This is a genomic window from Pseudomonas sp. SIMBA_068, from assembly GCF_046534705.1.
GTDB lineage: Bacteria > Pseudomonadota > Gammaproteobacteria > Pseudomonadales > Pseudomonadaceae > Aquipseudomonas > Aquipseudomonas putida.
The window spans coordinates 1-270 of record NZ_JAWRYI010000569.1 but is presented as its reverse complement, the minus strand read 5'-3'; the positions used below and the strand labels follow the sequence as shown (position 1 = coordinate 270).

The following is a 270-nucleotide window of genomic DNA, read 5'->3' as shown; positions in this document are numbered from 1 at the left end:
ACCGACGCCGAATTTGAATCCTTGCTCGACCAGTTGCATGGCAAGGGCCAGTTCGCCGCCGATGCCGTGGCGCCTGCTGCAGCTCCCGAAGCGCCTGCGGCCCCGGCCAGCACCGACATTACCGACGACGAATTCGAAGCGTTGCTCGACCAACTGCACGGCAAAGGCACGTTCGCGGCCGAAGCCCTGCCGGAAGTTGCCGCGACAGCGGCTGCGCCGACGGCTGCCAAGCCGCCTGTTACGCCGCCTGCCAGTGCGCAGCCAGCCGGC

The 270-nt window shown here is 68.1% G+C and carries 1 pseudogene; it reads left to right on the top strand.

Going from position 1 to position 270, the window contains the following annotated elements:
- Positions 1–270: pseudogene (locus tag SB756_RS30450) on the top strand (chemotaxis protein CheA); the annotation flags it as partial.